The organism is Rhodococcus sp. NPDC060176, assembly GCF_042728675.1.
Taxonomy (GTDB): Bacteria; Actinomycetota; Actinomycetes; order Mycobacteriales; family Mycobacteriaceae; genus Rhodococcus_F.
Genome location: NZ_JBHWYS010000002.1, coordinates 1,243,416 through 1,269,020, shown reverse-complemented (window position 1 = coordinate 1,269,020; position 25,605 = coordinate 1,243,416). Strand labels below are relative to the sequence as shown.

The 25,605-nt window shown below is 61.6% G+C and carries 22 protein-coding genes and 1 riboswitch; of the genes, 12 read left to right on the top strand and 10 right to left on the bottom strand.

The features are described from left to right. The first annotated feature begins 41 nt into the window (after positions 1 to 41). The 3 genes from ACFWEM_RS14315 to ACFWEM_RS14305 all read left to right on the top strand — a co-directional run bounded on the left by ACFWEM_RS14315 (position 42) and on the right by ACFWEM_RS14305 (position 4,042). Positions 42 to 932 (top strand): sucrase ferredoxin, encoded by an 891-nt coding sequence (locus ACFWEM_RS14315; protein WP_378534592.1) that lies wholly within the window; start codon positions 42 to 44, stop codon positions 930 to 932. Between the two features lie 132 nt (positions 933 to 1,064). Next, positions 1,065 to 3,242, top strand: a complete 2,178-nt coding sequence (locus tag ACFWEM_RS14310) for a DUF6924 domain-containing protein (protein ID WP_378534363.1) — start codon at positions 1,065 to 1,067, stop codon at positions 3,240 to 3,242. A 218-nt stretch (positions 3,243 to 3,460) separates the two neighbouring features. Next, positions 3,461 to 4,042: a GNAT family N-acetyltransferase gene (locus ACFWEM_RS14305; RefSeq protein ID WP_378534361.1), complete on the top strand. Its 582-nt coding sequence runs from the start codon at positions 3,461 to 3,463 to the stop codon at positions 4,040 to 4,042. A gap of 14 nt (positions 4,043 to 4,056) precedes the next feature. On the opposite strand, the gene ACFWEM_RS14300 is transcribed toward ACFWEM_RS14305, so the two are convergent. Then, entirely contained in the window at positions 4,057 to 4,671 is a 615-nt protein-coding gene (locus ACFWEM_RS14300) for an NAD(P)H-dependent oxidoreductase (RefSeq protein ID WP_378534359.1), read from the bottom strand. 77 nt (positions 4,672 to 4,748) lie between these two features. On the opposite strand from ACFWEM_RS14300, the gene ACFWEM_RS14295 reads away from it, so the two are divergent. Beyond that, positions 4,749 to 5,324, top strand: a complete 576-nt coding sequence (locus ACFWEM_RS14295) for a TetR/AcrR family transcriptional regulator (RefSeq protein ID WP_378534356.1) — start codon at positions 4,749 to 4,751, stop codon at positions 5,322 to 5,324. Between the two features lie 46 nt (positions 5,325 to 5,370). Here ACFWEM_RS14295 and ACFWEM_RS14290 read toward each other — a convergent pair whose 3' ends face one another. Beyond that, positions 5,371 to 6,291 carry a LysR family transcriptional regulator gene (locus ACFWEM_RS14290; RefSeq protein ID WP_378534354.1) on the bottom strand — a complete coding sequence of 307 codons (921 nt, stop codon included), beginning with the start codon at positions 6,289 to 6,291 and terminating at the stop codon, positions 5,371 to 5,373. Positions 6,292 to 6,372: 81 nt separating this feature from the next. Between ACFWEM_RS14290 and ACFWEM_RS14285 the strand changes: the two genes are divergently transcribed. Both ACFWEM_RS14285 and ACFWEM_RS14280 read left to right on the top strand, forming a co-directional pair. After that, complete coding sequence (locus tag ACFWEM_RS14285; protein WP_378534352.1) at positions 6,373 to 7,362, top strand: threonine/serine dehydratase; 990 nt, start codon at positions 6,373 to 6,375, stop codon at positions 7,360 to 7,362. Between the two features lie 153 nt (positions 7,363 to 7,515). Next, the gene (locus ACFWEM_RS14280) at positions 7,516 to 9,141 is read left to right on the top strand and encodes an amidohydrolase family protein (RefSeq protein ID WP_378534590.1); all 1,626 of its coding nucleotides are present in this window, start codon (positions 7,516 to 7,518) and stop codon (positions 9,139 to 9,141) included. A gap of 93 nt (positions 9,142 to 9,234) precedes the next feature. Here ACFWEM_RS14280 and ACFWEM_RS14275 read toward each other — a convergent pair whose 3' ends face one another. The 4 genes from ACFWEM_RS14275 to ACFWEM_RS14260 all read right to left on the bottom strand — a co-directional run bounded on the left by ACFWEM_RS14275 (position 9,235) and on the right by ACFWEM_RS14260 (position 14,468). Then, the gene (locus ACFWEM_RS14275; protein ID WP_378534350.1) at positions 9,235 to 10,386 is read right to left on the bottom strand and encodes an MFS transporter; all 1,152 of its coding nucleotides are present in this window, start codon (positions 10,384 to 10,386) and stop codon (positions 9,235 to 9,237) included. 286 nt (positions 10,387 to 10,672) lie between these two features. Further along, positions 10,673 to 11,869, bottom strand: coding sequence for a serine hydrolase domain-containing protein (locus tag ACFWEM_RS14270; RefSeq protein ID WP_378534348.1), 1,197 nt, complete (start codon positions 11,867 to 11,869; stop codon positions 10,673 to 10,675). Between the two features lie 100 nt (positions 11,870 to 11,969). After that, positions 11,970 to 13,154, bottom strand: a complete 1,185-nt coding sequence (locus tag ACFWEM_RS14265) for a serine hydrolase domain-containing protein (RefSeq protein WP_378534346.1) — start codon at positions 13,152 to 13,154, stop codon at positions 11,970 to 11,972. Between the two features lie 228 nt (positions 13,155 to 13,382). After that, positions 13,383 to 14,468, bottom strand: a complete 1,086-nt coding sequence (locus ACFWEM_RS14260; protein WP_378534344.1) for a serine hydrolase domain-containing protein — start codon at positions 14,466 to 14,468, stop codon at positions 13,383 to 13,385. A gap of 277 nt (positions 14,469 to 14,745) precedes the next feature. On the opposite strand from ACFWEM_RS14260, the gene ACFWEM_RS14255 reads away from it, so the two are divergent. After that, positions 14,746 to 15,939 (top strand): sensor histidine kinase, encoded by a 1,194-nt coding sequence (locus ACFWEM_RS14255; protein ID WP_378534342.1) that lies wholly within the window; start codon positions 14,746 to 14,748, stop codon positions 15,937 to 15,939. Then, positions 15,936 to 16,664 carry a response regulator gene (locus ACFWEM_RS14250; RefSeq protein ID WP_378534340.1) on the top strand — a complete coding sequence of 243 codons (729 nt, stop codon included), beginning with the start codon at positions 15,936 to 15,938 and terminating at the stop codon, positions 16,662 to 16,664. Before ACFWEM_RS14255 ends, ACFWEM_RS14250 begins: the two co-directional genes overlap by 4 nt. A 63-nt stretch (positions 16,665 to 16,727) precedes the next feature. On the opposite strand, the gene ACFWEM_RS14245 is transcribed toward ACFWEM_RS14250, so the two are convergent. The 4 genes from ACFWEM_RS14245 to ACFWEM_RS14230 all read right to left on the bottom strand — a co-directional run bounded on the left by ACFWEM_RS14245 (position 16,728) and on the right by ACFWEM_RS14230 (position 21,644). After that, positions 16,728 to 17,066, bottom strand: coding sequence for a hypothetical protein (locus tag ACFWEM_RS14245; RefSeq protein ID WP_378534338.1), 339 nt, complete (start codon positions 17,064 to 17,066; stop codon positions 16,728 to 16,730). A gap of 160 nt (positions 17,067 to 17,226) precedes the next feature. Further along, entirely contained in the window at positions 17,227 to 19,221 is a 1,995-nt protein-coding gene (locus ACFWEM_RS14240; protein ID WP_378534336.1) for an SDR family oxidoreductase, read from the bottom strand. 50 nt (positions 19,222 to 19,271) lie between these two features. Beyond that, positions 19,272 to 19,394, bottom strand: coding sequence for a hypothetical protein (locus ACFWEM_RS14235; RefSeq protein ID WP_003940840.1), 123 nt, complete (start codon positions 19,392 to 19,394; stop codon positions 19,272 to 19,274). A 129-nt stretch (positions 19,395 to 19,523) separates the two neighbouring features. Beyond that, positions 19,524 to 21,644, bottom strand: a complete 2,121-nt coding sequence (locus ACFWEM_RS14230; RefSeq protein ID WP_378534334.1) for an MMPL family transporter — start codon at positions 21,642 to 21,644, stop codon at positions 19,524 to 19,526. 71 nt (positions 21,645 to 21,715) lie between these two features. Beyond that, a riboswitch (cobalamin riboswitch) is annotated at positions 21,716 to 21,862 on the top strand. Between the two features lie 115 nt (positions 21,863 to 21,977). Here ACFWEM_RS14230 and ACFWEM_RS14225 point away from each other — a divergent pair. The 4 genes from ACFWEM_RS14225 to ACFWEM_RS14210 are packed head-to-tail and all read left to right on the top strand — an operon-like array spanning position 21,978 to position 25,589. Continuing rightward, positions 21,978 to 22,973, top strand: coding sequence for an ABC transporter substrate-binding protein (locus tag ACFWEM_RS14225; protein ID WP_378534588.1), 996 nt, complete (start codon positions 21,978 to 21,980; stop codon positions 22,971 to 22,973). Further along, positions 22,970 to 24,010 (top strand): FecCD family ABC transporter permease, encoded by a 1,041-nt coding sequence (locus tag ACFWEM_RS14220; protein ID WP_378534331.1) that lies wholly within the window; start codon positions 22,970 to 22,972, stop codon positions 24,008 to 24,010. Before ACFWEM_RS14225 ends, ACFWEM_RS14220 begins: the two co-directional genes overlap by 4 nt. Next, positions 24,007 to 24,822, top strand: a complete 816-nt coding sequence (locus tag ACFWEM_RS14215; RefSeq protein WP_378534329.1) for an ABC transporter ATP-binding protein — start codon at positions 24,007 to 24,009, stop codon at positions 24,820 to 24,822. The genes ACFWEM_RS14220 and ACFWEM_RS14215 overlap by 4 nt, the downstream gene beginning before the upstream one ends. Beyond that, positions 24,819 to 25,589: a (2Fe-2S)-binding protein gene (locus ACFWEM_RS14210; protein ID WP_378534327.1), complete on the top strand. Its 771-nt coding sequence runs from the start codon at positions 24,819 to 24,821 to the stop codon at positions 25,587 to 25,589. Before ACFWEM_RS14215 ends, ACFWEM_RS14210 begins: the two co-directional genes overlap by 4 nt. Positions 25,590 to 25,605: the final 16 nt, after the last annotated feature.

The window sequence follows — 25,605 nt, the reverse complement described above, 5'->3', positions numbered from 1 at the left end:
CCACAGGCACTTGCGAATCGACACCCAGCGCGGCTGACACAATAGGGCTCGTGATCGAAGCCGAAACCTGTTCCGCGCTGTCTGCTGTCGACGAACCGCTGGCAGGCAGCGCTGCCGTCGTGCGGGGTTGGGTGTGTCTCGAATTCAACGCAGCCTGGGGTCGTGACGTGCTGGACGGAACGGCGTTGGGGGAGGAGCTCGCCGCCGAGCTGAGCCGACGAGCCGACGCTGCCGACGTACGAATCATGTTCGTTCGGCGACCCGGGCGCACCGACCCGATGACTGATGGACACACCGTCCTGCTTGCGCGCTCCGATCCGAGCGACTCATGGTGTGAAAGGTTGCACATCGATTCGCCGATGGACTTACTCGACGTCGATTTCTTCCTGTTGGATGGGCCGCCACCAGGATTGGGCGAGCAAGTGACCGAGCCAGTCGTATTGGTCTGCGCTCACGGCAAGCGCGACCAGTGCTGCGCTGTATTCGGCAGGCCGATTGCCGCAGCACTGACGTCGTCCTTCGGGCCTCAGGTGTGGGAGTGTTCGCATACCGGCGGGCACCGATTTGCGCCGTCGATGATCCTGCTGCCGAGCGGCAATACATACGGCCGTCTGTCCGCAAGTGAGAGTGTCACGGCCGTGGAGGTGGCTTCCCGGGATCAAGTCCATTTGCCAGGCCTGCGTGGACGGAGTTGCTGGTCTCCGGCGGGTCAGGCTTCGGAAATTGCAGTGCGACAACAAATCAGCTGTGGAATCGACGACTTGGCTGTCATCGAGCAGGCGAGTGACGGGACATGCGTCGTCGCACATGTGGACGGCCGGCGATGGGCCGTGGAGACTGCAGTCTCCGAACTCGCGCCGCGACCACCGAGTTGCGGCGCGGCGCCCAAGCCGGTCAGGCCGGTTGTCGTCACGTCGATTCGAGACCTGTGATTCCTCGACGGTTTTACGCGATCAGGCTCGATGAACTCGGTCGTGGTCAGTGCTATTGCAACAGGAGTGCAATGACTGCGGGCGGTAGTTGAGATATCGCCTGAGAAGATAGCTTTCTCGGGAGAACGTACCGTGAGGTACGTTCTGGGAATGGCACCGACGTGGGAACAGATCCGAGGCGCGAATTACGGCACGATGGGACGCACTGTGCGTGGCGTCGTTCACCGCCCCGACGGGTCGTGGCAGCTGGTGTTGCATGCTCCGGAGGCGGCGTGGCGCTACGAAAACGAGTCGGGCGAGCCGATCTTTCTGGAGAACGCGACGGACAGATGGTCTCGCGACGCGGACGATGCGATGGTCCACGCCGTCAAGTCTCCGAACACGATGTACTCGACCATCGGTATCGGTTCACCATCGCTGCTTCTCCGCGCTTATGACACGTTCCCTCCTGCATCAAGTCATATGTTCGACAACGAACGATTCGTCGACCCCAGTTCGCCCCGCGCAGCGATCGTTCGAGGCCGCGAGGGATGGGAGGTGACCGCTCTCGACCAGTACACCAACGAGACGGTTACTTATGTGTTCGATGCGGAACTCGGCGTCGCGTTGCGGTGGCAGCACGGCGACGAGTGGATGGAACTCGAAAACCCCGCACTGGATGAAGAATTCGATCCAGGATTGTTCCGATGGACGGGTCCCTCGCGTCCTGCGCAAGACGAGATCGCGAAGCATCAACGTGAGCATCAGGAACGGGAACGCGCTCTGGCCGAGATTCCTCAGGCAGTTCCGACATGGCTCCCGATGACGATAGTTGCCACGTCGCAGTCAGGTGATCCTCGCACCGGCGAACTGAGCCTGTCGATCCATGGACAGTCGCCCCAATTCACGTTGCGTCGTTGGGTGAGCGCGATCGGCGAGCCGGCTCTAGAGTGGCCGAACGATCTCACACCGCAGCGTTATCGATGCTCGCTCGGTGACTGGACGTACGAAATTCGTGGTTATCAGGACATCGACCCAACGGACTGCGCTCGCATCGTCCAGTCGATTGTGCCCGTCGACCCGCCCAGTCGGGAGGCAGCCCAGATCGCCGCCGAACTCGCGGTGGAGGAACTTGATCGCCGAGAAGCAGGGTTGCTCGAGGCTCTGGGAACCGGTCGAGTGCTTACCGATCACCTCGTCGACGAGTCTCTGTTGATCCGCACCGATTTCACCGACGATGGCGCTTGGCGTGAGATCGCCGTCGCTGCAATGGCTCCGGTATCGGAGGGCGACAGCGATCTGGAGTTTGCGGCGTATCTCACCTGCATCGACAATCGGGACTATGACGGACTGACTGTCGACGGCCTGCTCGGGCTGATCGGCGAGCCGCCGCCCTACTACGCGTTTCTAGTCGATGCCGAGACGGTGAGAACCCCTGAGCATCCCATCGTCGCTGTCTACACGGGCCCCGACGAACCGGATCGGCCACGGGGGAGGACATTTCGCGTCATTCCCGCGGAAATGTGGAGTGTGGAGAACAATCTGTCGATCGCGAACATGGACTTCGAGTCCTTCGCAGACAGTACTGATGACGATGGGGTCTTTCGCGGATTTCCCGAGCCTGCTCGCCCGGTTGAGGAAGTGACGACCCGTGAGATTGCACAGTGGATTGCCGACGATCTCGACACCGACGCCCTCAGAGATTTCTACGCTGAGATCGACGGGCGCAAGCATCCCTATCCGGTGTCACTGTTCGAAGTCGATCTGTCGGAGGCCCACGCCCAGGCCCGCGACATCGACTACGGAGCCGACGTAGATCTTGTCGGATACGAGGCATTTCTGGAAGCGACAGCACGTGGCGGTCCAGCACTGCTTGGAAATGTAGCCGCCCACCTCGCGCAGTGGACGTTCGTGATCGACCACGAGTCGTATCGGCCGATTGCGGCGCACCGCGTCGGATTCAGCACCTACACCCCACCCGACTCCGAAACCGGAGTGCCGCAACCTATGCGCCTAGAGGTGCCGTTCGTGTGCACCGAACCGGTGTCGCTGTCGTCGTTGACGGACAGGGACGACCTGGTGGACCGCGAGGCGGTGAAGCGAGCTGTACTGGCTGAGGCCGCACGCCTGCACGGCGACGCCCAGATCACCGGCGGCGAACCCGTACTCGCGCGGATTCCACGACTCGCAGGATTTAACATTGGCTGCCCGGTGCAGGTCGACGGTCAACACGTTTTCTACATAGCCATCGTGACCGACGCCGCCGACGCATTTATCGTGCAGGAGGTACCGCCGGAGGGACTGAGAATTGTCGGTCCAGGGGAACTCTGAACAACGATGAGAAGTCAGCAAGTTCGGCGCATCCCCGGCTATGGACACCGCGACCGTTTCGTTTCTCGAGTTCGGCATCCGAAACGAAATCTCGTGGCTTGAAACAGGTTGGGGAAGGGAGTCCACTCGACAGCGGATGGCGGCGGTTGATTTGGTGACCGACGCAGCGGCGGCGTGCGCCGACTCGACCGCCGCCGTTACGAAGTAGCATCGCTGCTATGACTGTCGATTTGGTTGCGCCTGACGAGGCCTTGTGGGTGTCCTGGTTGGAGTCGCGTGACGAGTGGGGCGGACCGCAGGCGGATCAGCCCGGTTCGGCCTTGGGAGTTGCGCAACGTCTGGATCTCGACCTTGCATCCCGCGATGGGTTCGGGCACTGGGTGCAGGAGTTGTTGGCGCAGCCTGAGGCGTTGCCGGGGCCCGACATTGTCCCGGCAACCAACTGGTGGATCGTTCGAGAGGGCAGGTATCTCGGTGCTATCCAGTTGCGACACAGCTTGAATGAGTTCTTGGCTGATCTTGGTGGTCATATCGGCTACGGGATCCGGCCGTCGGAACGCCGGAAAGGGATAGCGTCGACTGCTCTGCGGGAGGTGCTCACGTACGCCGGCGACCCGGTAGGGCTCAGTCGCGTCCTGATTACCTGCGACGAAACGAACGAGGGTTCGCGCAAAGCAATCGAACGGTGCGGTGGTCTACTCGACAGCGTGCGCCCAGCTGATCAGTCGTCGCGCAACCTCGGCCATACGGGGGATACGCTTCGCTACTGGGCGGCCACGGGCCAGTCAAGAGTCAGTTGACCCCTTTTTGACCGTCAACGGGAAGTCACGGTCGCAGGGAAGGCAACACGGGCCGCGATACTCTCGCTGAGGTCGTGGATTTCTGCGGCGAGGACGTCTCGGCCCTTCGTGTCCGACTCGTGAACGAAGGTTGTCGATCCCAGTGTGGCACCGCAATATTCGATGATGCCGCGCTCGATCTGTGTCCGGAAGGCCTCGTACACGCCGTGTCGGTCGAAACTCTCAGCGTCGTCACCTGCGACCGGAATCAGGTGGACGGCGAGTCGGTCCAGTTTCTTCACGAATTCGCTTCCCGGGGTGTATTCGTACGCCCATCCGCTGACGAAGACTCGATCGATCCAACCTTTGAGTAGTGCGGGCATCGACCACCAGTACATCGGAAACACGAGAATCAGATCGTCTGCACGATCGATTCGGTCCTGCTCGGCTACAACATCGGCCGGGGGAGACCCGTTGCCGCGGAACAGGTTCACATCGGCTTCGGAGAATCGGGGATCGAAATTCTCGGCATGTAGGTCCGCGAAGTCGACGTCGCCGCCCAGGTCGCGGATCGCGTCGGCGGTAGAACGGGCGACATGCTGGGTAAGTGACTGTGGATCGGAGTGGGAGACTACGACGAGTGTGGTCATGAGCGTTCCTTCGGTAGATGGTGCGCTTATGTACTAAGAGTAGGTTACTATTGGTATATAGCGCAAGGAGGTGTCCGATGGCACGTACGAGACTGTCGCGAGCCGGCAGGTACGAACAGCTCGTCGAGGTGTCGTGGGCATTGGTGCGAGAGGAGGGCGCAGACGCGCTCACCCTTGGCAGGTTGGCTGAACGTGCCGGCGTTGCAAAGCCCGTTGTCTACAGCCATTTCGCCTCCCGCGCCGCGTTGTTGGCAGCCCTGTTCAAGGAATTCGACGATCGTCAGACGGTGATGCTCGAGGAGTATCTCGATGCCGCGGATGAGTCTTTGAGCGGACGCGCGAATGCCATCGCCGACTCCTACGTCGGATGTTCGCTGGCCCAGGGGCGTGAGCTGACGGGTGTGCTTGCAGCGCTGGAGGGTTCGCCCGAGCTGGAGCGGGTCAAGCGTGAATCCGAACACGCGTATTCCGAACGATGTCGAGAGGTGCTGGCTCCCTTTGGTGTGGGCGGCGGATTTGCGCAACCTTCGATGACTGCAATATTCGGCGCTGCAGAGGCACTCTCGCATGCGGCTGTAGCGGGAGCGCTCTCGCCCGACGATGCTCGAAGCGAACTTGCCGCACTGATAGTCGCGGTGGTCGGCCGGGCCTGAGGTCACCGGCTATTGCGGGCGGTCGTGATCGGGCCGTCCAGGTTAGTCATAGACTGACGTGCCCGTCCAGTTCGACGCGCTCACGCATGGATTCGGATATCGCTGTCAGAGTTCTGACGAACGCGTCGATGGCGGGAGCAAGTGGAGGTTTCCCGTAGGTCGCGACAGAGATAGTGCGCCGCTCGCCGGGAATGCGGTGTGCGCGGATATCCGGATTCTGATGTGCCTGGAGAGCGAGGGCCGGAAGGGTGCTGACCCCGCTTCCGGAGGCGACCAGCGCTTGGACGGCGACGTAGTCGTCGGTCTCGAACTCGATCCGCGGAATGAACCCAGCACGATTGCAAGCGGTGAGGAGGTGGGCGCGGCAACTCGGGCAGCCGGCGATCCAGGTCTCACTGGAGTAGCCACTGAGCTCGCGGGCGGCATCTGGATCCCGCGCGGAGGTGATCAGGTACAACGGATCTTCCAGCAAAGCCGTCTGCGCGACATGCTTGAGCCCGACTTCAGGGGTGTCCTCGTGCGCGAAGACAACAGCTACGTCCACATCGTTGTTACGAAGCAGTGCAAGTGCTTTGGGTGGTTCTGCATCCACGAGGCTGATGGACACATCGGGGTACTGGGACGTGAACGCTGCCATTGCCTGCGGAATCAAACTCGCCAGGGCTGACGGGAATGCGGCCAGTCGTACCCGCCCGGCCCTCAGTCCTGCGTAGGTTTCGACTTCCGCTACTGCTGCATCGACGTGGCCGAGGATCTCGGTGGCTCGCCGAACCAGTACCGCACCGGCATCCGTCAGACGTAGCCCACGACCGGCTCGCTGGAACAGTGGAACCCCGACTTCCGATTCGAGTTGTCGAAGGTGGTGGCTGATGGAGGGCTGTGCGTAACCGAGAGAATCGGCGGCGGCTGTCACCGATCCTTCCTGTGCAACAGCGACCAAGACCCTCAGCCGAATTTGATCGAGCATGCCGAAATCATAGAAGATTTCGATGCTTTTGACGAAAACACGTATTGGACCTATGAATCAGTGTTTGGCAGGGTGATCCACATGGCACAGGCACCGGATCTTGCGGCAACAACCGAGCTACAACCACCCACATGGGCAGACATCGAGCGTGCCAGTCAGGTCGTCCGTCGGCATCTACCGGTCACGCCCCTGATATCGCACCCGACCTTGAATGCGGGCTCGTGCAGCCAATTGTTCGTCAAACACGAGAACGTGCACCCCACGGGTGCGTTCAAGGTTCGCGGCGGACTGAATCTGGTGGCAGGACTGGATGAGGCGACGCGGGCGCGGGGGATTGTCGGCTACTCGACCGGAAACCACGCTCAATCCTTGGCGTATGCAGCAGCGGGTGCGGGCGTGCGATGTGTGATCGTCATGCCGGTTGGGGCGAATCCAGTCAAGGCTCACGCTGTCCGCATGCTCGGAGCCGAACTCGTCGAGCACGGTGTGAATTTCGACGAGGCACGTGCTCACGCCGAGTTCATCAGCGAATGTGACGGCCTGCGTCTCGTCAGCGCCGCCAATGAGCCGGCCATCCTTGCCGGTGTCGCTACTGCTTACGTCGAACTCGTCGAACAACAACCCGATCTGGACGCGGTGGTAGTCCCAGTCGGTGGCGGCAGCGGCGCCGCGGCGGCGTGTCTCGTCGCCAGTACGCTCGCACCGCACCTAGAGGTGTTCGCAGTGCAGTCGGGGGCCGCGCGAGCCGCACATGACTCATGGAGTTCCGGCACGTGCGTCGAGCGCCCGAACACCACCCGTGTCGAGGGGCTTGCGACCGGTGCCGGGTTCGCACTGACACAACGTGTTTTGCGTGAACGGCTCGGAGGCTTCCTGCTCGTCACTGACGACGACATCACCCTCGCGCAGCGGGCGTTGCTCTACGACGCTCACACTTTGAGTGAAGGCGCCGGTGCGGCCGCACTTGCTGCGGTCTATGCGCATCCGAACACCTTCGCTGGCAAGCGCGTTGCTGTTGTCTGCACGGGCGCCAATGCCTCCGAGAGCGAGATTCGCAGGGTCGTCGGCTAACCGATGGCATGATCGGAACCATGTGTCAGTTTGGTAGGGCGGCACCAATTTTGCATCGAGTATGTGTGTCTGGAACAAGATTTCGCTTCCACGATTGAGCAGAGTGAGCAGGGTCGCATCTCGCGACAGCAAGGCCACCGTGGAGGAGACGTGATGCTGCCGACAATCGTCGTTCGGGACGGGACTGTGCTCGATGGTGGAGGGAGCCCGCCCAGGAAAGCGGATGTTGCGATCTCCGGTGACACGATCGTGGAAGTCGGAACGATCGGTGCTGTGCCGGGGGCGATCGACATCGATGCTCGCGGTTGTATGGTGGCTCCCGGTTTTGTGAATGTGCTCAGCCATAGTTACCTCACGCTGCAGCAAGACCCACGAGGATTGTCGGACTTGTATCAGGGGGTCACAACCCAGGTCTTCGGTGAAGGCGTGTCTCTCGGACCGGTCACGGGTTCGATGACTCCGACGATGCTCGGCTTGGGTGCGATTCCACCTGGGGTGCAATCACATTGGCCCAGGTTGCACGATTTTCTCGAATCATTGGAGACGAACGGCGTCGGTTTCAACGTGGCGAGCTTCGTCGGCGCAGCGAATCTGCGCATGGTGGTTGCGGGTGTGGACAATCGTCTGTTGAGTGAACAAGAGCTGGCCGAAGCGTGTGCCCTGCTCGACGACGAGCTTGAAAATGGAGCTCTCGGAGTGGGTTCGGCTCTGATCTATCCACCCGGAAGCTATGCCGATACCGGCGAGTTGCGAGCATTTTCGCAGGTGCTCGCCAGACACGATGCCGTCCATATCTGCCATCTCCGAAGCGAAGGGCAGAGGTTTCTCGAAAGCATCGAGGAACTGATCGATATCGCTCGAACGACAGGAGCGCGCGGGGAGATCTACCACCTCAAGGTTGCTGGTAAGTCGCACTGGCACAAAATGTCAGAGGCTCTGCGATTGGTTGAGTCGGCTCGCGAGGACGGCGTGCGAATCACCGCGGACGTATATCCGTACGAGGTGGGGAACACGTTGCTCAGTGCCGCGTTGCCACCGGAGTTTCGGTGTCGTGACACCACGGCCGGGCGCACGCACCTGAACTCAACCGGTGTCCGAGACCAGATCCGCGAGAGGATCCATCGTGAGGACGAGGACTGGGAGAATCTCTACGCTGCGTCCGGAGGTGCCGATGGGGTGACGATCCTGTCCGAGGTACCGGCACTCGGGATCCGAGCGGGGGAAGCTCTGGGATCTATTGCTCGGAGGATGGGGCATCACGACCCGGTGGACACCATACTGGCTGTTCTCGACGCTCTCCCCACAGCCGAAGCTGCCTATTTCATTGCGTCGGAGGACAACACGCGAATTGCCTTCGAGCGTCCCTGGGTTTCGGTTGGTTCCGATGCCGATGCTCAAAGCACGGAGACCCTTTTCGCGGGGCAACCCGTCCACCCCCGTTCATTCGGAACTTTCGCCCGTATTCTGAGCCGCTACACCCGCGGCATTGGTGGGCAATCAGTCGAGGAATGCGTTCGCCGAATGACCAGCCTTCCTGCTGAAAACTTCGGTTTGGCGAAGCGGGGCTACATTGCGCCAGGGGGATACGCCGATCTGGCGATCTTCGACCCCTCGCAGGTAGAGGATCTCGCGACATACGACAACCCAAGAGTGTATGCGACCGGAATGCGGCACGTTCTGGTCAATGGGCAACCGGCACTGTCGGACGGGGTGCCGACGGGGAAGCTTGCAGGACGCGCACTTCGGCGCTCGCGCAACGGGTTCGATGCAGTGAGGTGACGAGCTGGCACCGGGGTCAGGTCCGGATCGGCGAAGCGGCCACTGCTGGGAACGACCCTTCAGCGGCCACTTCGCCGGACCACGTGAGAGCCCTCAGAATTTCGCCGGGGTCTGTGGAACGATCATGGCCACCAATGCCGCCGCAGCCGTCGCACCGACCAGGACTCCGAACGCGGCCATGTACGAGAACTGGTCCACCATCCATCCCATCACGAGGGGGGTGATGAAACCGGCAAGCTGTCCACAACCGTTGATCAAACCCATTCCGGAACCGAGGAATTCGGCGGGCAATGCCCGCAACGGGAGGGCGAAGATCGACATCGAGCACAGTCCGCTGACGCCCATCGCGAGGGTTTGATAGAACGTGAACATCGCGACGGTATCGGTGGTAGTCATCAAGAACAGCAGAATGGCAGAGGCGGCCATGCACGGAACGAGCAGAATGCGCGCGCTGTCGTGGAAGTACTTGTCCACCAGACGTCCACCGACGACGATGGCCAATGCCGTGACGATGAACGGGATCGCCGCGAAGATTCCCGTATCGATCAGCGAGAGCCCCTTTTCGTTGAGGAGGTAGCTCGGCACCCAGGTCAACAGCCCATATCCGGCCATGTTGGCCAGGCAGAACAGAAGTGCGAACTTCCAGACCGAAACGGACTTGAATACCGCGGCGCGTGAGTGTTCACTGGCGAGCGGTTGCAGTGCGGCCTCCGGATCTTCCGTGATCTCTGTGTCCAACGGCGCCGGGAGCACCAACCAGACGACTGTGCCGATCACAGCGCCGACTATGGCCACCAGCCAAAATGCGTCCCGCCAACCGACGGCCATGAGAACTGGGGCGATGATCAATGGTGCGATGCCGGGGCCCAGGTTGTTTGCACCGATCATGAAGCCCATGGCCGTGGCGCGAGTTTTCGGACGGGTTCGCTCAGCCAGAGCTTTGAACGACGCTGCTGGGAAGAGACCCTGGCTGAGCCCGAACATCGCACGCATGACCATCAGCGAGACGAGTCCCCAGGCGAATCCTGTCAGTGCGGTGAACACCGACCACAGGATCAACGCAACGATCAACAGTGGCCGGGGTCCGAATCGGTCGGCCAGCATGCCGCCGGGGACCTGCCCGAGCATGTAAAAGATGGCGAAGATCGACACGACTCCGCCCAATTGCGTATTACTGAGGGAGAATTCGTCTCCGATCATCGGCAGTGCAAGCCCGATCATCACGCGATCTATCATGTCGATCATCCAGATCGTACTGAGCAGCCCAACAGTCATAGTCGTTGTTCGACGAATTGACTTGTTGTCCAATATGTTTTGTATCGACTTGCCGCCGCTATGCGAGGGTTCCTCAACTGTGGCGCGTTCCGACTTCATCATGCCTCCTGAATTGCGTTGTGCCGCATGGACTGATGAAGTGTGGCAGCGGACACGTTGGCCGCATTGGTCCGTTCGGCCAATAACCGACCGAATGTTTCGTCGGTCGGTACAGCGTTACTCGGTTGCGATTCAGGGTGACGCTGTCACCAGAGCTTTAACTGCACAAAGCTCTGTCCACGGTGTCTACGACGTGTTGCGTGGCGGACGCAGTCGAGGGAAGAGCCGTCACCGCAAGGTTTACGGCGCGCCCGTTGTCGGTGATGCCGCCGCGGGTCCCGTAACCGACTATGTCGCCGCCATGGCCCCAGTAGACCCCGCCGCACGAAAGAGTCCTGCTGGTGAGGCCGAGGCCGTACTCGAGTCCGGTGGGCCCGCCGACGTGGACGGTGGTACGCATCTGATCGAGTTCGGCTGCGGGGAGCAGTCGTCCGTCGAGTAGCGCGTGGAGGAACTGGTTGAGGTCCGAGGTGGTGGAGATCAATTGTCCTGCGGCCCATCCCCACGACGGGTCCATCTCTGTGACGTCACTCAGTGGGCTGTCTGGTGCGGTGCGGTGGTATCCCTTGGGATGGGGACCCCGGATGGTTATGTCGCCCGGGGATGGGAAGTAGGTGTCGCGCAGGCCGATCGGCGCGAAGATACGTCGATTCATCTCCTCGGCGAGGGGACGGCCGGTAACCTTCTGTACGAGTAGGCCGGCCAGAATGTAGTTGGTGTTGCTGTACCCCCAACTCGTTCCGGGCGGTGCGTCGGCGGGGTGTTGGAAGGCGATGTCGAGCAAATCGTGGGGGTCGGCGTAGCGGTATCTGATCTCTTCGTCATTGACGTGTATTCCGTACTCGGGGAGTCCGCTGGTGTGTTGGAGGAGTTGGCGGATGGTGATGTTGTGGCCGTCGATCCCTTCTCCGCGGACGAGTCCGGGTAGGTAGGTCTCGATGGGGGTGTCGAGTTCGATCTTTCCTTCGGCGACCAGTTGCAGGACCACTACTGCGGTGAAGGTTTTGGTGTTGCTGCCGATCCGTATCTGGCCGTTGTGCGGCACCTCTGATCCGGTGGTCAGGTCACCGACTCCTGCGGTGTAGTTGCGGGAGTTACCGTTTCGGTCTTGGACGCTTGCGAGGGCGGCGGGTAGTCCGTCCTCGCTCACCAGTGCGTCGAGTGAGCGTTGAACCGCGTCGGACTCGGTGGAGGAAGAACCGGAGGTATCGGGACTGAGGGCGGACGACGGCGAGCAGGACGCCAGCGTCATGGCACCGAGGGCCATCGCGGTAACGACCGAAAAGGTCCGGTGCTGTTTGCGGGCCTGCCGGCGATCTGAGGAAGGGAAGACCTTTCGAATATTGTTACGCATCAGTAGAACTCCTGAGGATTGGTAGGGGTCGGGACATCGTTCGATCGGGAAGAATTGTTGTTCGATGTTGCGCGCGAAGTCGTGCACGAACATGTTTCCTTCACTCCGCGCACATTGCTGCGTCGACAACTCGCTGTGCTGCTACGAAGGCGTCCTCGCTCATCGGGATGCGATTGAGGGTGAGAGTCACAGCGCGTCCTGTGGTATCGACTCCGCCCGAGGTGCCGAAGCCGGGAATTCCGCCGCCGTGACCCCAGATCTCCTTCCCGCAGGAGCTGTTCACGCGGACCAGCCCGAGTCCGTAGCTGTCCTGCGGGCTCCTGTCGAACGGCACGGTGTGTTTCATCTCGGCGAGCCTGTCATTCGAGACGAGATCGCCGCGTAGCAAAGCCGTGAAGAAAGTGTTGAGGTCGGCGCCGGTTGCGACCATCGCACCTGCGGTGTCGGCCCACGACACGTCGCCATCGGTGACATCGACCTGAATGCCGTCAATCGGGTGATAGCCCTGTGCATGAGAACCGCGGATCTGTGTCTCGCGGGAGGCGGGAAAATAGGTGTCCTTCAGTCCGAGCGGATCGATTATGCGGGTGGTGATCTCCTGCGCGGCAGGGCGTCCTGTGACCTTCTCGATGAGCACCCCGAGCAGAATGTAGTTCGTGTTCGAATAGACAGCCTTGTCTTTGGCGGCCGGGCCGGGCGGAAGGGACATCGCGATATCGACCAGTTCGGTGGGGGAGAAGTGCTCCGATGGTTGTGCGCTTGTCCCCACCAGCAGCTGGCCGGGCTTGATGTCTTCCGGCCGTGCTCCGCCGGCGGCGAGGTAGTCCGTCAGTCCACTGGTGTGCTGCAAGAGATCTCGAATGGTGACTCGGTTGCCGTCGTTCCCGTTGCCTACGACGGTTCCGGGCAGGTAGTGCTCGATGCTCATGTCGAGGTCGAGCAGTCCGTCGTCGACGAGTTGCATGACGACGGTCGCGACGAAGGCCTTTGTGTTGCTGCCGATTCGGACCCGCGCATCATCGGGGACAGGCTCGCCGGTGGCGGTGTTTCCCATTCCCGCACGAATGATGCGAGTGCCCCGCGACGGGTCGGAGATCACGAGTTGTGCGCCGGGGATCCCCTGCTCGATGACGCCGTCGAGCGCCTGTTGCACGGCAGCGTCGCTTTGCCGAGTGGAATCAGTGGAATCAGTGGCGTCACCACATCCGCTCACGCCCAATGTGAGGGCTGCAGCGGTGACTGCCGGAAGTACGGTGAGCAGGGGGCGACGTCGAAGGGTGGTCATTGGTTGTGGCCTCCTGTTGTCGGATCTCATGGTGAGTTCCATATGCAGAGAACAGTATTGACGTGCGTACGCCTCCTCCATGGTGCGAAGTGCAGTCTCTCGGTGGTGCGCGCCGGAGCGTACGGGGTGTAGCTGACTGCACCGCGGAGTCCCGCGTCTCGCAGCCGATACTGTCGGTTTGACGAGTTATTCAGGAGTAGGCGACTTTTGGCGATTGACAGGAGAGCCTCAGCGGCAAAGGGCGATATCCACCGCGTGTTCGAGTTTTCTCCGGGTGGCATCGTCGGCGACTTGCATGGTGACCGCGATGTTCGCTTCGCGTCCGTCGTCGGTAGCGCCCCCGCGTGTCTCGTATCCAGGGAAACTGCCGCCGTGGCTCCAGGACAGGCCGCCACACGGTAGCGGACGGCTGACCAATCCAAGTCCGTAGCGGGCCTCGGGTCCGAAGGTTTCCTCCGCGGGGACGGTAGTGCGCATCTGGTCGAGTTGGGCTGCGGGGAGCAGTCGTCCGTCGAGGAGTGCGTGGAGAAACTGGTTGAGGTCCGAGGTGGTGGAGATCAATTGCCCTGCTGCCCATCCCCACGAGGGGTCTATCTCTGTGATGTCGACGGGAGGCGCGTCCGATGACTCCCGGTAGTAGCCGCGGGGGTGGAGTTCCGAGATCTTCTCGTCGTACGGTTCAGGAAAGTATGTGTGCTGCAAGTCGATCGGCGCGAAGATTCGCCGGTTCATCTCCTCGGCGAGGGGTTTTTCGGTGATCTTCTGTACGAGTAGGCCGGCGAGGACGTAATTGGTGTTGCTGTACTTCCAACTCGTTCCGGGGGCGAAGTCGGCGGGATGTTCGAGCGCGATGTCGAGAAGTTCGCGTGGATCGTAGTATCGGACTTCGTCTTCCAGGTAGTTGCTGTAGTTGGAGAGTCCGCTGGTGTGTTGGAGGAGTTGGCGGATGGTGATGTTGTGGCCGTCGATCCCTTCTCCGCGGACGAGTCCGGGTAGGTAGGTCTCGATGGGGGTGTCGAGTTCGATCTTTCCTTCGGCGACCAGTTGCAGGACCACTACTGCGGTGAAGGTTTTGGTGTTGCTGCCGATCCGTATCTGGCCGTTGTGCGGCACCTCTGATCCGGTGGTCAGGTCACCGACACCTGCGGTGTAGTTGCGGGAGTTACCGTTTCGGTCTTGGACGCTTGCGAGGGCGGCGGGTAGTCCGTCCTCGCTCACCAGCGCGTCGAGGGAGCGTTGAACCGTATCGTGCCCCGCAGCGGCAGTATCGGCGGTCGACGAGCACGCACCGAGGGTGACCACGCTGAGAGTCATTGCGACGGAACAGAGGGCGCGGTGCCGTTTCCGGCCTTGTCTTCGGGGTGAGTTAGGTTGGCCCTGTCGACTGTGGCGACGCATCAGTAGAACTCCTTGGAGAGATTGATCGGTCTGGACACGATCGTGTCTGCTGGAGGATCGGTCGCGCATCGCTCCGACGCGGGAAAACCATCTCCCTCGATTGGGGGAGGCCATCGCCGAGCGGCCCAGTCATACTGGTCGAATCATGATCACAGGATTACGACCGCTGATGCGGGGCTCTACATACTCAGCTGTGCTTTTCGCCTTTTGTGGTGTGTTGGCGAGCCTGCCACTTCTGGTGGTTGCGATGTTGCCTGCTCTCGCCTGGCAATCCGCACCCGAGTTCGTCCGGGTGCTTTCGGTCCTGCTCGTATGGGTGACTCTGGTAGGAGCACTCGGCCTGGCGCATCCTGTGCGACGCGCGCTCATCGTGTCTGCCCGCCGACTTCTGCAGGTGTCGCTGCCGAGCCCAGCGCTCGGACACCGTACTCCCAACCTCTCGGACATTGATCGTTGGCGTGCCCCGCTCTGGATTGTCCTGCATGTCATGGTGGGCTGGATGGCGGCGCTCGCGACCATCGTCCTTTTCATCATGGGGATTTCGCTCCCGGGGAACTGGCTCGGCGGCACGGCGCGAATCAGTCTGTTCGATACGTCGGTTGACGTGACGGGTGGATGGACCTGGGTTGTGGCGGCCGGCTGCCTCCTGCTTGCGGCAGGAATTTGTGTCCTGGTGGCAACACTGCTGAGGTGGCTGGCGCCACGACTGTTGGGGCCGTCCACGGCCGAACGGCTCGCGCTGGCGGAAGAACGTGAACTGCAACTGGCCGAACGTAATCGGGTCGCTCACGAGTTGCACGACTCGATCGGGCACACGCTCACCGCCGCCACGATCCAGGCGGCGGTGGCGGGCGAGGTGCTTGCCTCCGATCCTGCCGCCGCGAGGGCCGCCATGCGTAGCATCGAGGAGTCGACACGGGCAGCGCTCGAGGACCTGGACTATGTACTGGGTGTACTTCGCGAGGAGAGGCCTGGGGCTGTACCTTCTCGGACGCTGTCGGACTTGCCCGCGTTAATTGATCGGTTGCGGCATGCGGGGGCGGTTGTGGAGGTGAACCTGTCGGGTGACCTTTCACAGATCCAGGGGACACTCTCGCGCGCGGCGTACCGGATCCTGCAAGAGGGGACGACCAATGCTCTGCGGCACGGGGACAGTGGGCCGATCGAAATCACGGTGGCAGTCGGCTCGGAGAGCGTCGAGCTCAGAGTGGTCAACAGCATCGGGGCAGTGACCGGGGGAAAGGAAGACGTAGTTCGAAGATCAGGGCGCGGCCTGGGCGGTCTGGCCGAGCGCGTGCGACTCTTGAACGGTGAGTTCAAGGCTGGACCGGACGGAGCCCAGGGCTGGCGATTGAGTGTTCAGTTGCCGGTACGGGTGGCACGATGACCGAAGCCAACTGGAGTGAGGACGCCTCCAACCCTGCAAGTATGCCAGTCACCCTGCTGATTGCGGATGACGACGACGTCACCCGCAGCGGCCTGCGTATGCTGCTCGCAGCTCAGCCCGGGATTGTGGTCGTCGGCGAGGCTTCCGACGGTATCGAAGCAGTGGAGCTTTCGCGGCAACTTCGTCCGGATGTGGTGCTGATGGACGTGCGGATGCCGCTGCGCAACGGTATAGAGGCAACCCGGCACCTCCAGGCCGAGTGCACCGAACCGCCGAAAGTCTTGGTAATCACCACTTTCGAGAACGATGGCTACGTCACGGCCGCACTCAGTGCGGGTGCGAGTGGCTTCGTGCTGAAGCGGCTCCCAGTCCCGCAGATCGCAGCGGCAGTACGTGTGGTGGCGGCGGGCGAAGTGATCCTGTTCCCTGCCGCGCTACGCCGGATGGTTACGCCCCGCCCGTTGGTTTCCGCCGAGGCGTTCCCGAATGCAGCGCTGACAGCAAAGGAGGAAGAGGTACTGCGGTTGATGGCCACCGGGCTGTCCAACTCGGATGTTGCTCAGGTTCTGGTGGTGAGCCTGGAGACGGTGAAGACGCACGTTGGAAATGTGCTGGCAAAGCTCGGTGCTCAGAATCGAACGCACGCTGTCGTCATCGCCTACGAGTCTGGTCTGGTGGTCCCGGGATCAGGCACCGATACGGAACGCTGTGCAACTGGCGGTTGATTGCTTTTGCCAGCGTGACCCCGGTGAGGATTCGCCGACTGAACCCAAGGCTCTCGAGTTGCACTAGGACTTGTGTTGACCCTTGGGGTGCAGGAGTTCTGAAATGCTTATATGCCCGGGCTTGGGTTCGTTTGGAAGGCTTACGGGCACAAGCCCCATGCTTTCCCGACGCTCGTTGACCGAAAAGACGTATTGGGCGAATTCGGGCTTGACGTGCACATCCGGGAACCGTGTGCGGAGGTCGCCAACAATCTGATAGCCCTCGTCGTACCAGTCGAAGACATTAATCCCTGGACGCCACCGCGGTCGCATCGCGAAGCCGTCGATCTCAGTCACAAAGAACTTTTGGAAGCGATCAGTCCACGCCAGTATCTTCTCTCCAAGTTCGTCGTCGATTCCCATTTGGCTCGGGAGAACAAAGGGTTGATCCGTCCGAATGATTACCAGTTCTCTCGAAGGCCACAGCGAACTGGGATGGCCATGGTCAGGATAGATTCTGATGACTAGCACTTCAGATCCCTTCCTCGTGCCGATCCGCTCCGGAGCGAAGTCACACCACCGATCACCAGTGCGTTCCGGGCACGAGTCGGGCAGCGCGTCGGCCGAGTTTGCGGATGCGCGAACGTGAATGATGCTGACGCGTCGGTGTTGCCGGAACGTCTGCCGGAGTTTCCTTGTCTACCTGACCCTTTGCCGCCGGAGAATCGGGGAAGGCCTGGTACATCTGGTTGAGGATCCGGTCCTTGGTGTGCGGTGCGAACAGGGTTCCCAGATCGCCCAAAGTTCCCAGTGGCACGTCGATGCGTTTGGGGCGGTCGATCAGCGCGCGGATCACCATTGCCGCAGCTTTTTCCGGGCTGGTGATCGGGCCGTTGTTGTATTCGCCGGTCGGAGCGATCATCGGTGTTTCGACCAGCGGCATGTGGATAGTCGTGAATGTGATTCCGTCTGCCAGGGTTTCGGAGGCGGCTACGTCCGAGAAACCGTCGAGGGCAGCTTTGCTCGCCACGTAGGCCGAGAATCGGGGCGTCGCCGCTTGAACTCCCGCGCTGCTGATGTTCACGATGTGGCCGAAGCGGCGAGAACGCATGGTCGGCAACAATGCCAGAACCAATCGCACAGCGCCGAAGTAATTCACGGCCATCGTTCGTTCGTAGTCGTGGAAACGATCTGTGGAGTGGTAGATACCGCGTCGGATTGATCGGCCGGCGTTGTTGACCAGCATGTCCACGTGATCATGTTCTGCCAGAATGCTTTTGATCGTGTGCTGGACCGATTCGTCGTCCGTGATGTCGCAGGGATAACCGAATGCCTTGCCCCCGGCTGATCGAATCTCCTGTACCGCGGCATCGAGTTCGTCGGTGCGGCGCGCGATCAGGAGAACGGTGGCGCCTTTCTGAGCGGCGGCAATGGCAGATGCCTTGCCGATTCCGGACGAGCCTCCGGTGATCAGAACTATCCGCCCGACGAGTGGTCCTTCGGGATGCGTGCGACGTGCGCGATTGGGATCGAGGTTTGCGCGCCAGTACTTCCACAACACAGTCGAGTACGACCCGAACTCGGGGACCGCCAGTCCCGATCCGGGTAGGGCGGCAACGGTTCTCGCGGAGGTGAATGTCGGCGCCATCGTCATGTTGTCGAGTAATGCTGCAGGCATGCCGATGCGATCGAGGAAGACCTTCCGTGCCGATTCTGCCGAATCCATCGGCAACGGCGATACGAAGGGTTTGGCGATCACGCCCGGCAGGCTGAGTGCGGGCCGCGGCGCTCCGGCGGCCTTGGCGAGTCCGGCATAGATTTCGCGTACCGGTTGAGGTTTCGGATTCACGAGATGGAATGCTTCGCCGTCATGGCCGGGTACATGCATCAATTCGACGAGGGCGGCGGCCACGTAATCGACGGGCACCACGTTGGTCGCGCCGAGGTTGGGGATCGGGACGGGGAGTGCTGCAGGTAGTTTCGCGAGTAGCGCCAGTCCTGGGAACAAGTAATACGGACCGTCGATCTTGTCCATCTCTCCGGTGACGGAGTTACCGACCACGGCAGAGGGTCGATAGACACGCCAGGTGAGGCCTTCTCGTTCCCGAACGATTTTCTCGGCCTCGAACTTGGTTCGGTGGTACGGCGTGGGAAAGCCTTGACCGCAATCGAAATCGGTTTCGCTGAAGGTTCCCGGGTAGTCGCCCGCAACTGCGACTGATGACACGTGATGAAGAGTGGCTCTCAGCTGTGCGGCAAGGTCGACCACGGAGCGTGTGCCCTCGACATTCGTCGAAGCCTGCTCGTCTCCGGCGGTGATGTCGTAGATCGCGCCGAGGTGAAGGACGTGGTCGGCAGGTGGGGGAGAATCGATGCCCAACCCAGGCTCCGTCAGATCTCCAATGAGCGGATGCACGCGATCGCCGCCGGGAATTGCCGACACCTGTTCTTCGAGTTTGGCGACAGAACCGGCTCTGACCAGCACATGGATCTGAGCAGTTTGATCACGCTCGAGCAGGAGTGGCAGTGCAGCTCGTCCGAGAAATCCGGTACCGCCAGTGACGATGTATGTGGCCATAGTCGGTAACTTACTCCAAAGTAAGATCAGCGGCTAGAGGGAAACGAACATCAATGCGTCATGACCCCGTCCTCGGCGTCGAAGTCGATGCCCGCGGAGATGATTCCGGAGAACAAGAACGCGACGGCAAGCGCAAGAGCGGGGATAGCAAGGATCCATTCGAAAATTGTCATGCTCCAAGTCTGACGAAATCAGCTTCGGAGAACATCGCCCTGTGGAGCGATTTAGACGATCGGGCAGTCATCCTCGAGGACGACTGCCCGATCAGGGAAATCCACTAGTGCGCGATCAGTGGCCCAAAATCAGTGGCCGATGCCGACCTTCGCATGAACCTTTTTCATCCACGCGGGAGCCCACCAGTTCGCTTCGCCCATCAACTTCACGAGCGAGGGCACGAGCAACATGCGGATAATGGTCGCGTCGACGATCAGTGCGACGATCATGCCGACGCCCAGGAACTTCATCACCGACAGCCCGGACATCGCGAAGGCCCCGGTCACCACGATCAGGAGTAAGGCGGCAGCCGTCACGATGCGGCCGGTGCGCTCGGTTCCGAACTTGACCGCTTCCTCTGTCGTCGCTCCCGCGTTCTTGGCCTCGACCATCCGGGACATCAGGAAAACCTCGTAGTCCGTGGACAATCCGAAGACCACCGCCAGGATGAGCACAACGAACGTCGCTTCCAGCGGAGTTTGACTGACCCCGAGGAGTTCGACGCCGTGTCCGTCCTGAAAGACGAAGGTCAGGACGCCGAAGGTGGTCGCGAGGCTCAGGGCTGCCATCAGCACCGCTTTGATGGGCAGGACCACCGACCCGAATGCAAGGAACAACAGGATCAGGGTGGATCCGACCATGATGAGGATCATCACCGGTAGCCAGTGCAGGACGGCGTTGTTGCCGTCGTCGACCATGGCTTGACCGCCGCCGACAAGCAGCACCGTTCCGTCCGGAGCGGAGATCTCTCGTAGATCCGTGACTGCGGCGCTCTGCGATTGGGGCGTGGATCCCTCGCTGTACAGCGCCTGAACCGCGATGAGTTGATTGGTGCTCGCAACCACGGTTGCCTGACCGATGCCCTCGACCTGACCGGCGGACTCGGCGATCGCTGCACCTTCGGCCGGGGTGAGAGTGTTCCCGTCCTCGGCCTGCAGGATCATCGTCGCGCCGTTTCCGGTCTGCGGGAAGTCGTTGACCAATGTATCCATCGCGACACGAGCGGGGTCGTTGTCCGGCAGGGCGGTGTACGAGAGCTCTCCCAGACGGGCGCCGAGCAGAGGCGAGGCCATCACGAGCAGCACGGCGACGATCGTCACCGAGACCGCCACCGGACGCTTCATCACCCACGTGACGACGCGGCCCCAGAATTTGCGCGAGCGTTCCTCGCCGCGTTGTGCCGCGTCCTTGCGCCACGTCAGGGCATTGATGCGGTGACCCAGAATGGCAAGCAGCGCAGGCACAGCAGTCAGCGACAGGACGGCCGCGCTCAGTACCGCAGCGATCGCGCCGAAGCCCAGAGATCGGATGACGGCCTGGGGGAAAACGAGCATGCCGCTGAACGCACAGATCAGCAGTAGACCCGAGAACATGACGGTGCGACCCGCCGTCAGAACTGTTCGCTGGGCAGCAGCTCCCGGATCCGAGCCTGAATTCAGTTCTTCACGGAACCGGCCGACCACGAAGAGTCCGTAGTCGATCGCCAGTCCCAACCCGAGAAGAGAAGCGACGTTGATCGAGAATGAGGACACATCGGTGATCAAGGTGAGGATCCGGAGAACCGCCAATGCGCTCAGGACGCTGAGTACGCCCACGAACACCGGAACCGCGGCAGCGACGACGCCGCCGAAGATGAAGACCAGCAGCACCAGAGTGATCGGAATGGCGATGGCCTCGGCAACAACCAGGTCTTTCTCGAGTTTGGTGTTGAATGCGACGCCGACGACGGTGTTGCCCGCGAATTGTGCCTCGGCGCCTTCGACTTCGAGCTTCGGCAAGAGATCGGCGAAAGTGGCCGGCGTGACTCCCGAGTCCGGTGCCAACGTGATCGCAACGGCGCCCATGGATCCGTCGTTCGAGAGCAGACTGGCCTTGGCCGCCGCGTCCGTTCCCCAATACGACTTCACCGACGCCGTCGGCACTTCCGTTTTGAACTGGTCGACCGCGGCCGTCACCGCCGGCCCGATGTCGTCCAGGGTCTTACCGTCGGTGGGTGAGTAGATCGCGATGATGTCCGGGGTCTGCGGTCCGAGATTGTCCTCGATGATGTCGGCGACCTTCGCGGAGTCGCTGCCCGGATCGATGAATCCGCCCTGGCTGAGCTTGCCGAACACTCCGAGTCCCCACACTCCACTGATGAGAACTATCAGAACCGCGAGGCTCAGTACCCACCATTTCCGGGCAACGACGGTTTGGGCCCAGCGTGTCATGTATCAACTCCGGTGTGTGGGGGCGTCTGGCCAGATCGACTGTAGTGGGCGTTTGGTCTTGAATCGGAAACGTCATGCATACTGCTCGAAGCACTTGCAAGCCACGCGTGTGGGGGAAGCCGGTCCGAATCCGGCGCTGACCCGCAACGGTAGGTCGATTCTCGGTAGTCACCGAGCGTCGGCAAGCCCGATTACCCACCGCGCGGTGTGCGACATCCATTCGTCGTGGTCTACGAAAAGGAAGTCCAGCAGGAGCTCTGGCCGAGGATCAGCGTGCGGGCGGAGTTGTCTGTCGGATTCTCATTCGTGGCTCAGAGCCCTTACGAGGTCCCCGTGTCACTTCAGTTCTCCCCGTCCCGTGCCGCCGCCGTTCTTGTTGCGGTCGCCTTGGTTTCGGCAGGTTGTTCCAAAGGCCAGGAATCAGAGTCAGCGTCTGCTGCGGAATCCTTCGCACAGCCGGTGTCCGTGACCAACTGCGATCGCGAGATGACGTTCGATTCGCCGCCGCAGCGCATCGTGTCCTTGAACGGACACGTCACCGAAGCCCTTATCGAGATCGGCGCGGGTGATCGGATTGTCGGTCGGGCGTACAGCGACAACCCACCAACTGCTGAGACGGCCGATCAATTCAACAGCATTCCCAGTCTCTCCGACACCTTCCCCAGCATGGAGCAAGTCCTCGACGTCGATCCCGACTTCGTGGTCGGAGGAATGACCAGTGCCTTCAACGAGAAGCAAGGGCGTTCACGAGACGCCTTCGGCGAGCGAGGAATCAACACCTTCCTCTTCTCCGAATACTGTGGCACCGGTTTCCCCGACATCGGATTGCTCGAGAACGACTACACACAACTCGGTCGACTCCTGGGCGTCGAAGATTCGGCCCGCGAGGTAGCCGAAGAGATCAGCAGTGGTCTCGATTCCGTCCGCGCATCGGTCGGGGACGCAGCGCCGGTGCCGACCTTCTTCTACGACAGCGGTGACCAGGTTCCGACGACAATCGGCGGAGTCGGCGTCGGTCAATTGGTCGCGGAATACTCCGGTGTCTCGAACATCTTCGCCGAAGGGACAAAGCCCTACATCGACGCATCGTGGGAAGCTGTTGCCGAGCGTGCACCCCAGGCGATCGTGGTCATCGACTACGGCGACAAGACAGCCGAGCAGAAGATCGACTTCCTCCGTGCCCAGCCGTTGATGGCGACCACCCCTGCTGTGCAGCAGAACCGGTTTGTCGTGGTCCCTCTCGCGGACCTGTTCGAGAGTTCGCGGTTGGTGCGTTCGGCACAGACCATCGCGACGGCCTTCCATCCGGGCGCTGACGCGGCGAAGTGACTCGCACGCGTTACGGGTACGGCGCCCTGCTCGTCGGCTTGGCGTGCGCCTTGGCGATCGTACTGGGGTTGGCCGTCTCCTTGGGATCGGTTCGCATTCCCGTCGGTGACGTGTGGGCGATAGTCGGAGCTCGTTTGGCGCCAGGGACTTTCGAGACATGGTGGACCGCGGCGCGGGAGTCGATCGTGATCGATTCTCGCTTACCGCGTGCCCTCACGGCTGCGGTGGTGGGTGCCTCCTTGGCGATGTCGGGTGCTGTTGCTCAGGTTGTCACACGGAATCCTCTTGCCGACCCGTATCTGCTCGGAGTTTCGTCGGGTGCGGGATTCATGGTGGTGCTCGTGTCGGTGCTGGGTTTCGGCGCCGGCCTCCTCGGGGTTTTCACGATTCCGGTCGCAGCATTCGTCGGGGCGATGATCCCGTTGTTTCTCGCACTGCTGATCGGCGGCCGGTATCCGCAGCCGACCGCGATTATTTTGGTGGGTGTCGCGCTCGCCCAGATATTCTCGGCGCTCATCACCTTTTGCATCCTGGTGTTGGCCGACGATCGGCACGTGGCGTCGGTGATGCACTGGCTCGCCGGCGGATTCGGAGATGCGCGATGGTCGACGCTGATCTTCCCGACAATCACACTGGTCGTCGTCGGCACAGCCCTTCTGTTCAGTTCGCGATGGATGGACGTGTTGCAGACCGGTGACGACGGGGCTGCTGCACTCGGTATGAACGTCCGACGGTTCCGTGTCTTGTCCTTGCTCGCGGTCTCCGTACTGGCGGGCGCAGCAGTCAGCGTTGCCGGTGGAATCGGTTTCATCGGTCTGCTGATCCCGCATCTGGCCGGCTTCATCGTCGGCACCAGAGCAATTCGACTGCTCCCTGCTGCAGCCCTGCTGGGCGCCGTCGCGATGGTTGCCGCGGATACCGCTGCGCGCTCGGTGGCGCAATCCACTGAAGTCCCGGTCGGGGTGATCACCGCCCTCGTCGGTGCGCCGATTTTCGTCTGGATGCTCTACCGGCAGTATCGGAGGCTCGAACAGTGACACAGGCCAGAACAGTGACACTCCCGAAAGACTCTGAAACTGCGCCCCTGCTCGAACTCGTCGAGACCCGGGCGCGGCTCGGAAATCGCGAAGTGTTGCGCGGCATCACTTTCGCAGTCAAGTCCGGTGAAATATTGGGCTTGGTCGGGCCGAACGGCAGTGGCAAGACGACGGCGCTGCGCTGCTGCTACAACGCTTTGACGCCGACTGGTGGCGCAGTTCTGATCGATCAGACCGACTCGACGACGCTCTCGCGCAAGGACATCGCCAAAACCATCTCGGCGAGCGTCCAGGAACCTACTGTCTCGGCGGGTCTTTCGGTTCGCGAATCGATCGCACTCGGACGAACTCCACACCGGAGCTGGTTGGACCGAAGCACGGAGCGGGATACCGCCATCGTGGACCGGTGCATCGAGCAGGTCGGTTTGGTCGAGCTTGCCGGACGAGACGTGTCGACCCTGTCGGGTGGTGAGCGGCAACGTGTCTCGATAGCTCGCGCGTTGGCTCAGGAGCCCAAGGTTCTGTTGTTGGACGAGCCGACCAATCATCTCGATCTTCGGCACCAGCTGATCGTGATGGAATTGCTGGCCGAGCTTGCTTCGGCGGGGCTCGCGGTTGTGGTCACGATGCACGATCTACGGTTGGCAGTCGAGTACTGCGACAACCTTGCTGTGCTCACCGATGGTGAACTCCGCGCGTGTGGGTCTACGGTCGAGGTGTTGGACGAGCCGTTGTTGGCCGAGGTTTTCGGTATCAGGGCGCGAGTCGAACGCGGAGTACGCCCGCGGATGGAGATATTGGGGCTGGCATGACGGAATCTATAGCCGGGGTCTACGCCCGTATGGCAGCAGCTGTGCCGTTCTTCGACGACCTGACCGCGTATCCGGAAACGGTACCCGCGGTGTTGATGACCGACCCCCAATGGTTGGCAGCTCGCGTCGCCGATACGGCCAAGCGATGGGGGAGCGCGGACAGTCGAGTCAACGGCACGTTGTGGTGGTACTCGGCCAGCTCAACGCTGGCAGGCATTCCGATCGGAACCGGAATGGTTACCGGGTTCGCGGCCGATCCGTCGCTGGATGGTGGACGGATCTTCCTGCGTGACAACGGCTATCTGGGTGGGTTTGCTGCCGGTTCGGTCATTCCGATCTCGCAGAGTGTGGCGGAGTTGGGTCGCGCGATTTTCGGCTCGCTCGGTCCCGTGATCGAGGTACTCGCCGACGTGTCCGGCGTTCGGCAGCAGGCGCTGTGGGCGATCGCGGCGGACTCCATCGCCAATCGCAGCCTTGACGCGGCCGGTAGGGCGCGGGAGCGTGGAAGTGCATTTGCTGCCGGCCTGATCGATGTTCTCCGCGGTGAGAACCCGGGCATTCCGGCCCCGCGTTTCGTTGATGTCGACCGCAGTGAAAGTGTTGTGCGCGTTTCCAATCCATTGGAGCCGGTGGCATTCGGGCGACGTAGATTCACGCAGCGGGCGTCGTGCTGCCTGATCTACGAGGTGCCCGGTGAAGGAAAGTGCACCAGTTGCCCGAAGCGCGCACCCGAAGATCGGGTGCGCGCCTTGGCAGCTCTGGTGTGACTGGACCCAGGAATTA

Excerpts from the sequence above, each read along its gene's own strand:
- ACFWEM_RS14305 (WP_378534361.1), top strand. The coding sequence starts at position 3,461 with ATGACTGTCGATTTGGTTGCGCCTGACGAGGCCTTGTGGGTGTCCTGG.
- ACFWEM_RS14300 (WP_378534359.1), bottom strand. The coding sequence starts at position 4,671 with ATGACCACACTCGTCGTAGTCTCCCACTCCGATCCACAGTCACTTACC.
- ACFWEM_RS14295 (WP_378534356.1), top strand. The coding sequence starts at position 4,749 with ATGGCACGTACGAGACTGTCGCGAGCCGGCAGGTACGAACAGCTCGTC.
- ACFWEM_RS14290 (WP_378534354.1), bottom strand. The coding sequence starts at position 6,291 with ATGCTCGATCAAATTCGGCTGAGGGTCTTGGTCGCTGTTGCACAGGAA.
- ACFWEM_RS14285 (WP_378534352.1), top strand. The coding sequence starts at position 6,373 with ATGGCACAGGCACCGGATCTTGCGGCAACAACCGAGCTACAACCACCC.
- ACFWEM_RS14280 (WP_378534590.1), top strand. The coding sequence starts at position 7,516 with ATGCTGCCGACAATCGTCGTTCGGGACGGGACTGTGCTCGATGGTGGA.
- ACFWEM_RS14275 (WP_378534350.1), bottom strand. The coding sequence starts at position 10,386 with ATGATCGACATGATAGATCGCGTGATGATCGGGCTTGCACTGCCGATG.
- ACFWEM_RS14270 (WP_378534348.1), bottom strand. The coding sequence starts at position 11,869 with ATGCGTAACAATATTCGAAAGGTCTTCCCTTCCTCAGATCGCCGGCAG.
- ACFWEM_RS14265 (WP_378534346.1), bottom strand. The coding sequence starts at position 13,154 with ATGACCACCCTTCGACGTCGCCCCCTGCTCACCGTACTTCCGGCAGTC.
- ACFWEM_RS14260 (WP_378534344.1), bottom strand. The coding sequence starts at position 14,468 with ATGACTCTCAGCGTGGTCACCCTCGGTGCGTGCTCGTCGACCGCCGAT.
- ACFWEM_RS14250 (WP_378534340.1), top strand. The coding sequence starts at position 15,936 with ATGACCGAAGCCAACTGGAGTGAGGACGCCTCCAACCCTGCAAGTATG.
- ACFWEM_RS14245 (WP_378534338.1), bottom strand. The coding sequence starts at position 17,066 with ATGGGAATCGACGACGAACTTGGAGAGAAGATACTGGCGTGGACTGAT.
- ACFWEM_RS14240 (WP_378534336.1), bottom strand. The coding sequence starts at position 19,221 with ATGGCCACATACATCGTCACTGGCGGTACCGGATTTCTCGGACGAGCT.
- ACFWEM_RS14235 (WP_003940840.1), bottom strand. The coding sequence starts at position 19,394 with ATGACAATTTTCGAATGGATCCTTGCTATCCCCGCTCTTGCGCTTGCC.
- ACFWEM_RS14230 (WP_378534334.1), bottom strand. The coding sequence starts at position 21,644 with ATGACACGCTGGGCCCAAACCGTCGTTGCCCGGAAATGGTGGGTACTG.
- ACFWEM_RS14210 (WP_378534327.1), top strand. The coding sequence starts at position 24,819 with ATGACGGAATCTATAGCCGGGGTCTACGCCCGTATGGCAGCAGCTGTG.